This is a genomic window from Microbacterium sp. (assembly GCF_032084865.1).
Taxonomy (GTDB): domain Bacteria; phylum Actinomycetota; class Actinomycetes; order Actinomycetales; family Microbacteriaceae; genus Microbacterium.
Genome location: NZ_DAMDLU010000146.1, coordinates 1 through 7176, shown reverse-complemented (window position 1 = coordinate 7176; position 7176 = coordinate 1). Strand labels below are relative to the sequence as shown.

The window sequence follows — 7176 nt, the reverse complement described above, 5'->3', positions numbered from 1 at the left end:
ATGAGGCCAGCGCCGCAGCCGACGAGGCGGACGCCGCGGCCGCAGCCGCCGAAGCGGCGGAGCACCCCTCCCCGGCCGATGCGCCCACACCGCGACGCTCGATGTGGACGCGCCTTGACCGCCCGTTCCGGCTCGGATTCCTGCTCACGCTCGGCGGCCTGTCGGCGTTCCTGCTCGCACTCGCGCTCACCAGCCTGTCGACGGTGCTCGTCTACGTCGCCATCGCCCTGTTCGCAGCGCTGGGCCTGAACCCCGCCGTCCGCCTGCTCACCCGGCGCGGGCTGTCGCGCGGCGTCAGCGTCGCCATCGTCATCGTCGCCCTCGTCGCCGCCGTCGGTCTCGTGCTGGTGCTGATCGTGCCGGTCGTCGTCGATCAGATCGCGTCGTTCGTGAAGTCGGTCCCGGATGTGGTGGACGACTTCATGCACACCGACCTGTACGTGCTGCTCGAGAAGCAGTTCGGCGACCAGATCAGCTCGCTGCTCGCCGACGGCCAGAAGCTGCTCACCGACGGCAAGACGCTCACCGCCCTCGGCGGCGGCGCCCTGAAGGTCGGCACGTCGATCGCTGAGGGCGTCTCGGCCTTCGTCATCGTGTTCGTGCTCACCCTCTACTTCGTCGTGGGACTGCCGGGCATCATCACCTCGATGCTGCGCCTGGCCCCTGCCCGCAAGCGCCAGCAGGCCCGCAGCATCATCGATCAGATCACCGAGTCGGTCGGCGGCTACGTGCAGGGCATGGTCATCCTCGCGTTCGCGAACTCGATGGTGGCGCTCGCGCTGTACTTGCTGCTGGGGCTGCCGTTCCCGCCGCTGATGGCCGTCGTCGCATTCCTGGTGACGCTCATCCCGCTGGTCGGTCCGCTGCTCTTCCTCGCCATCGGCACCGTCGTCGCGCTGCTCGCCGACCCGTTGCACGCGCTGATCTTCGGCGTCATCTACCTGATCTACATCCAGATCGAGGCGTACGTGCTGACGCCGAAGGTGATGAACCGCACCCTCGAGGTCCCCGGTCTGCTGGTGGTGCTCGGCGCCCTGGTCGGTGGCACCCTGCTCGGGCTGCTCGGTGCGCTCGTGGCGGTGCCGGCCACGGCATCCATCCTCATCATCCTGAATCAGATCTTCATCCCCCGGCAGGACGAGCGCGTCTGACCCGCGAGAGCAGCGGCGCGGCCGGGTGGGCGAACCCACCCGGCCGCGCCGGTGTTCAGGGCCGGGTCAGATCAGGCCCTTGTCCTTCAGCCATGCCTTGGCGATGTCGGCCGACGACTTCTGGTCGACGGTGCTCTGCACGTTCATCGCCACGAGATCCTCGGCGCTCAGTTCGGCGCTGATCGCGTCGATGACCTTGCTGACCTCGTCGGCGATGTCGCTCGAGACGAGCGGCACGACGTTCGACGCGAGGATCATGTTCTCGGGATCCTTCAGCGCCACGATGTCCTCGGTCTGGAAGGCGGGATCGGCGGAGTAGATGTCGGCCACCTGCACCGTGCCGGCCAGCAGCGCGTCGAGGGTGCCCTGGCCCGTGGCCGAGAACTTCAGGTCGACGCCGTACGCGTCCTTCGCGCCCGCGGGGCCGTACGGGCGCTGCTCGAACTCGGGTGCGGCGCCGATGGTCGCCGGCTCGCTGAGCTTCGACAGGTCGGCGATCGAGGTGAGCTCGTTCTCGTCGGCGAACGACTTCAGCACGGTGTACGTGTCCTGGTCGCTGGCGTCGGCGTACTGCAGCGCGGTGAGCCCGTCGGGGAGCGCGTCCTTCAGGGCGGCGTACACGTCGTCGGGGCTGGTGGCGGTCGCCTTCTTGTCGAGGTACTCGAGCAGGTTGCCGGTGTACTCGGGGAACAGGTCGATGTTGCCCGACTCGACCTCGGGCATGTAGGCGTCACGCTGGCCGATGTTGAACTTGCGGTCGACGGTGAAGCCGGCGTCTTCCAGACCCTGCGCGTAGATCTCGGCGATGATCTCGTTCGAGTAGTACGCCTGCGAGCCGACGACGATCGTGTCGCCGCCGGTGTCGCCGCTGTCGGCGCTGGGCTTGTCGAGTGGATTCGCGTTCGATCCGCAGCCGGCCAGTGAGAGGGCGGCGACGAGGGCGATACCGGCGGTGAGCGCGGTGCGGGTTCTGCGATGGATGGACATGGCGGGCCTTTCGGTGTCGGTCAGGCAGGGGCGGATGCCACGCGGCGAGCGCGCGACGTCGAAGCGGGTGTTCCGGATGCCGCGGGGCGCAGCCCCGCGGGGACGGCGGCGCGCTGGGCGAGCGCCATCAGCAGGTCGACGATGAGGGCGAGAGCGGCGACGAGGATCGCGCCGCCGAGCACCTGGTCGAAGCGGCTGAGCGGGATGCCCTGGATGATGGGCCATCCGAGCCCGCCGAGGTTCACGTAGGCGGCGATCGTGACGGTGGCGATCACCTGCAGCAGCGCGGAGCGCAGACCGCCGACGAGCAGCGGCAGGCCGAGACGCAGCTCGACTTTCGTGAAGATCTGCCACTCGGTCATGCCCATCGCGCGGGCGGCGTCGATGACCCGGCGGTCGATGGCCTCGAGGCCGGTGTACGCGCCGGCGAGCAGCGAGGGGATGGCGAGCAGCACGAACGTGATCACGGCGGCGAGCGGGGTCTGCAGGATGCCCATCACGAGCACCAGCAGCACGAGCAGCCCGAACGAGGGGATCGCACGTGCGGCGCCCGAGATGGCCACCGCGATCTCGCGCCCCCGCCCGGTGTGGCCGATCAGCCATCCGGCGGGCAGGGCGATCGCGGCGGCGACGGCCACCGAGATGATCGTGTAGATCAGGTGCTGGGCGAGCAGGGTGGGCAGGGCGTAGGTGCCGACCAGCCGCTCGGGGGAGAACAGCCAGGCGAAGGCGTCGGCGAACAGATTCATGCGCTGACCGCCTTCGCCTGTCGAAGGGTCGCCGTCCGCGTCCACGGCATGAGCATCCGCCCCGCGAGGATCAGCAGCACGTCGACGACCAGCGCGATGATCACCACCGCCACGACGCCGGCGAGCACCTCCGCGATGAGTCTGCGCTGCTGCCCGTTGGTGAACAGGTAGCCCAGGTTGGTGACCCCGATCAGGATGCCGACCGTCGCGAGCGAGATGGTCGAGACCGCGGTCACCCTCAGGCCCGCCAGGATGACGGGCCCGGCGAGCGGCAGCTCGACCGTGAAGAAGCGTCGCGGTGCTGCGTAGCCCATGGCGGTCGACGCCTGCAGCACACCCGCATCCACCGAGTCGAGCCCGTCGGCGACCGCACGGACGAGGATCGCGACGGCGTAGATCGTCAGCGCGGCGATCAGGTTCTCCTCGCTGATCACCGAGTACCCGAAGGCTGCGGGCATGAGGATCAGCAGCGCCAGCGAGGGGATCGTGTACAGCAGACCGGTGAGCACGATGACGGGTCCGCGCACCAGCCGGTATCGCCACGCGACCCAGCCGAGCGGCAGCGACAGCACGAAGCCCAGCGCGATCGGGATGAGACTCTGACGCAGGTGGTCCACCGTGAGCTCGACGATGAGCCCGAGGTTGTCCACCACCCAGTTCATGCCGTCGGCTCCCCCGTGCCGACGAGGCGGCCCTGCGTGCGCCCCTCCGAGTCGACGACCACCTGGCCGTTCGGAGTCTGCTTCACGGTCAGCGCACGGCGGCCCCGCTCGGCGCCGATGAACGCCTCGACGAAGGCATCCGCAGGCTTCTCGATGATCTCGCTGGGGCTGCCGACCTGCACGATCCGCGCTCCGCGATCGAGGATCACGACCTGATCGCCGAGCAGGAAGGCCTCGTCGATGTCGTGCGTGACGAACACGACGGTCTTGTCGAGCTCGCTCTGCAGGCGGATGAGCTCCTGCTGCAGATCGGCGCGCACGATCGGGTCGACCGCGCCGAACGGCTCATCCATGAGCAGGATGTTCGGATCGGCGGCGAGCCCGCGAGCGACGCCCACGCGCTGCTGCTGACCACCCGAGAGCTGGCTCGGATAGCGCTCGGCGAGCGACTGGTCGAGACCGACCGTGGTGAGCATCTCTCGTGCCCGCACGTGCGCGTCGCGACGCGAGACGCCCGTCAGGCGCAGCACCGTCGCCACGTTGTCGAGCACGGTGAAGTGCGGCATGAGACCGGAGTTCTGCATGACGTAGCCGATGCTGCGCCGCAACGCGACCGGATCACCGCCCAGCACGCTCTTCCCGTCGATCTCGACCTCTCCCGACGTGGGCTCGACCATGCGGTTGATCATGCGCAGCAGCGTCGTCTTGCCGCAGCCGGACGAGCCGACGAACACGGTCGTCTTGCGTGAGGGGATGATCAGGCTGAAGTCATCGACGGCGCGCGTGCCATCGGGGAACGTCTTGGTGACCGACCGGAACTCGATCATCGGCTCACGGCTCCTGCGGGGACAGCTCTCATGCACGTACCTCCTGGCATCCCTTCGAGGGTAGGGGACATCACCGACATTGCGGCGGAATCGCTCCCTGCCCGCAATCCGGGTTCGGAGCCGTCGCCCCGGCGGATTGCCGGCCGTGCCCCGTCACGCCGTCGCACGGTCATGCGGACTGCCTGCCGTACTCCTCGAGGAATCGCAGCCAGATCTCGCTCATCGTGGGATAGGCGGGAACCGCGTGCCAGAGCCGGCTGATCGGCACCTCTGCGACCACGGCGATGGTCGCAGCCTGCAGCATCTCGGCGACGTCGTCGCCCACGAAGGTCGCCCCGAGGATCACCTCGCGCTCGGTGTCGATCACCATGCGCGCCCGCCCCTGGTAGCCGTCGGCATGCAGAGCCGCGCCCGACACCGAGCCCAGGTCGTAGTCGACGACCGCGATCTCCCGGCCGGCGTCGCGGGCGGCATCCGCGGTCAACCCCACCGAGGCGACCTCCGGTTCGCTGAAGACCACCTGCGGCACCGCAGCATGGTCGGCGGTCGCCACATGACGGCCCCACGCGTCATCGGCGACCACTTCTGCCCGGGAGCGGGCGACGATCACATCCCCGGCGGCGCGCGCCTGATACTTGCCCTGATGCGTCAGCAGAGCCCGGCCGTTGACGTCCCCGACGGCGTACAGCCACTCAGTGCCCGGCACCCGCATCGTGTCGTCGACCTCGATCGAGCGACCCGACTGCAGTCCGATCGTCTCGAGACCGATGTCGGCGCTGCGCGGGGTGCGTCCGGTGGCGACGAGCACCTCGGCTGCCCTGACCTCCGCCCCGCCGTCGAGGGTCAGGATGACCGCATCTCCCTCGCGACGCACCGCGGTGGTCTGCGTCTCCAGCCGCACATCGACGCCCATCCCGCGCAGCCCCTCGGCGACCTGTTCACCGGCGAACGGCTCCATCCGCTCGAGCAGGCCGCGCCTGGCGATCAGCGTGACCCTGGCCCCGAGCCCGGCGAAGACCGTCGCCATCTCGACGCCGACGACCCCGCCGCCGATGACGGCCAGCGAGTCGGGCACCTGTTCGGCGCCGGTCGCCTCGCGGCTGGTCCATGGGCCGGCTTCGACGAGGCCCGGGATGTCGGGGATCGTGGCATCCGATCCGGTCGCGACTGCGACTGCGTGCCGTGCCCGCAGCACCCGCTCGCCGTGTTCGGTGGTGACCGTGACCTCACGCTCACCGGTCAGCCGCCCGTGCCCGCGCACCAGGTCGATGCCGGCGCTCTGCAGCCACGACACCTGCCCGTCGTCCGACCAGTGCGAGACGAAGTCGTCGCGCCTGGCGAGCACGTCGGCGGGTGCGACGTCGCCGCCCGTGACTCCGCGCACGTGCTGGGCCGCGCGCAGCGCCTGCAGGGGCCGCAGCAGCGCCTTCGACGGGGTGCACGCCCAGTACGAGCACTCGCCGCCGACGAGTTCGCTCTCGACGATGACGGCGGTGAGCCCGCCCTGCACGACTCGGTCGGCCACGTTCTCGCCGACGGGACCCGCGCCCAGCACGATGACGTCGTATTCGTCGCTCATCCGGCCAGTCTTGCGGACGGCGCGGCTTCGCCGTCGGGGGTTGACACGACTGCGGCCTTCCGTGACGTCGCATGCCCTTCTGCTCGACCCGGCCACGGTGCGACGATGGGACATGACGTCAGAATCCGAGGCCGGCGCTTCGGACCCCGAGCTCGCTCGTCGACTGCAGATCCTCTCGACCGAGCACTGGGGCCTGCTCGCTGCGCGCAGCACGGCGCAGAGCGAGGTGCTCAGCCGGATCTCCATCCACCTCACCCTCGTCTCGGCGGGCCTGGTCACGATCGGCCTGCTCGGGCAGGCATCCGGGTTCGCGTCGTGGTTCCCCGTGGCGGCGATCAGCATCCTCGGATTCATCGCCGCGGTCGGTCTGCTCACGCTCATGCGGGTGCTCGTGGTCGCGGAGGAGGACCTGATGTACGTGCTGGCCATGAACCGCATCCGCGCCGGCTACCAGCGTCTCGACCCCACCGCGGCCGAGCTCTTCCTCGCCTCGGTGCACGATGATGAGCTCGGCATGACGGTGACGTACTCGTTCCTGCGTCGTCGCGGATCGCTCGAGCAGGTGCTCGGCTCGTCGGCGATGCTCAGCACGCTCGTGAACGGCACCGTCACCGGCATGTTCTTCGGCGGGCTGAGCGCGTTCCTCGGCGCACCTCAGCCCGGCTCGGTGGCCATCGGGCTCTCATCCGGACTCGCGGTCGTCGCGGCCGCCGTCGCGTACGGCGGCTACCGGTTCGTGTCGGTGTGGCGAACGTATCCGCCGCTCAACCCGAGTGCCGGTCCGCCCGCGCAGTGGCGGATGCCGGCTTGACGCGGCTCAGCGCGCGGGCAGGATCACCGTCGGCGTCGGCGCCTCGGTGACGTGGCGCACGTCGCGCGGAGCGCCGGTGCGCTCGTCGATGTCGACCACGCCGACCGTTCCGGAGCGCTGCCCCGACACCAGCAGCGTGCCGTCGTACACGAGGTGGTGGCGCGGCCAGTAGACGCCGGAGTCCGCGAGCGCGAGAGGTTCGAGGATGTCGCCGCCGCCGCGCACGCGCAGCGCCGCGAGCGTGTTGCTGCCCCGAAGCGCCGTGTACAGGGTGTCGCCGTCGCGCGAGACGGCGAGCTCGGCGGGGAAGTCGAACCCCACCCGGGCGATCGGCGACGCGGTGGTCGCCGCGACGAGCCCCCAGCGCCCGTCGCGGGCGGATGCCAGGGTGAACACCTCGCACGAGAACT

The 7176-nt window shown here is 69.9% G+C and carries 8 protein-coding genes; 2 read left to right on the top strand and 6 right to left on the bottom strand.

From position 1 onward, the window contains the following. Positions 1-1151, top strand: a 1151-nt coding sequence (locus RT309_RS12760; protein ID WP_313357592.1) for an AI-2E family transporter, incomplete at its 5' end; no start/stop codon positions are given. A gap of 66 nt (positions 1152-1217) precedes the next feature. Here RT309_RS12760 and RT309_RS12755 read toward each other — a convergent pair. The 5 genes from RT309_RS12755 to RT309_RS12735 all read right to left on the bottom strand — a co-directional run bounded on the left by RT309_RS12755 (position 1218) and on the right by RT309_RS12735 (position 5955). Continuing rightward, a complete protein-coding gene (locus RT309_RS12755) occupies positions 1218-2138 on the bottom strand; it encodes an ABC transporter substrate-binding protein (protein ID WP_313357590.1) in 921 nt (306 codons plus the stop codon). 20 nt (positions 2139-2158) lie between these two features. Next, on the bottom strand, positions 2159-2887 hold the full coding sequence (locus RT309_RS12750; RefSeq protein WP_313357589.1) for an ABC transporter permease subunit: 729 nt from the start codon (positions 2885-2887) through the stop codon (positions 2159-2161). Continuing rightward, positions 2884-3549, bottom strand: a complete 666-nt coding sequence (locus RT309_RS12745) for an ABC transporter permease subunit (RefSeq protein WP_313357587.1) — start codon at positions 3547-3549, stop codon at positions 2884-2886. Before RT309_RS12745 ends, RT309_RS12750 begins: the two co-directional genes overlap by 4 nt. Beyond that, positions 3546-4376: an ATP-binding cassette domain-containing protein gene (locus RT309_RS12740; RefSeq protein WP_313357586.1), complete on the bottom strand. Its 831-nt coding sequence runs from the start codon at positions 4374-4376 to the stop codon at positions 3546-3548. Before RT309_RS12740 ends, RT309_RS12745 begins: the two co-directional genes overlap by 4 nt. Positions 4377-4545: 169 nt before the next feature. Continuing rightward, a complete protein-coding gene (locus RT309_RS12735; RefSeq protein ID WP_313357584.1) occupies positions 4546-5955 on the bottom strand; it encodes an NAD(P)/FAD-dependent oxidoreductase in 1410 nt (469 codons plus the stop codon). Between the two features lie 112 nt (positions 5956-6067). Between RT309_RS12735 and RT309_RS12730 the strand changes: the two genes are divergently transcribed. Continuing rightward, positions 6068-6766 (top strand): hypothetical protein, encoded by a 699-nt coding sequence (locus RT309_RS12730; protein WP_313357583.1) that lies wholly within the window; start codon positions 6068-6070, stop codon positions 6764-6766. Positions 6767-6772: 6 nt separating this feature from the next. Here the strand turns inward: RT309_RS12730 and RT309_RS12725 are convergent. Then, positions 6773-7176 (bottom strand): beta-propeller fold lactonase family protein (locus tag RT309_RS12725; protein WP_313357581.1); only part of this gene is annotated, 404 nt, incomplete at its 5' end.

Excerpts from the sequence above, each read along its gene's own strand:
- RT309_RS12745 (WP_313357587.1), bottom strand. The coding sequence starts at position 3,549 with ATGAACTGGGTGGTGGACAACCTCGGGCTCATCGTCGAGCTCACGGTG.
- RT309_RS12750 (WP_313357589.1), bottom strand. The coding sequence starts at position 2,887 with ATGAATCTGTTCGCCGACGCCTTCGCCTGGCTGTTCTCCCCCGAGCGG.
- RT309_RS12755 (WP_313357590.1), bottom strand. The coding sequence starts at position 2,138 with ATGTCCATCCATCGCAGAACCCGCACCGCGCTCACCGCCGGTATCGCC.
- RT309_RS12730 (WP_313357583.1), top strand. The coding sequence starts at position 6,068 with ATGACGTCAGAATCCGAGGCCGGCGCTTCGGACCCCGAGCTCGCTCGT.
- RT309_RS12740 (WP_313357586.1), bottom strand. The coding sequence starts at position 4,376 with ATGATCGAGTTCCGGTCGGTCACCAAGACGTTCCCCGATGGCACGCGC.
- RT309_RS12735 (WP_313357584.1), bottom strand. The coding sequence starts at position 5,955 with ATGAGCGACGAATACGACGTCATCGTGCTGGGCGCGGGTCCCGTCGGC.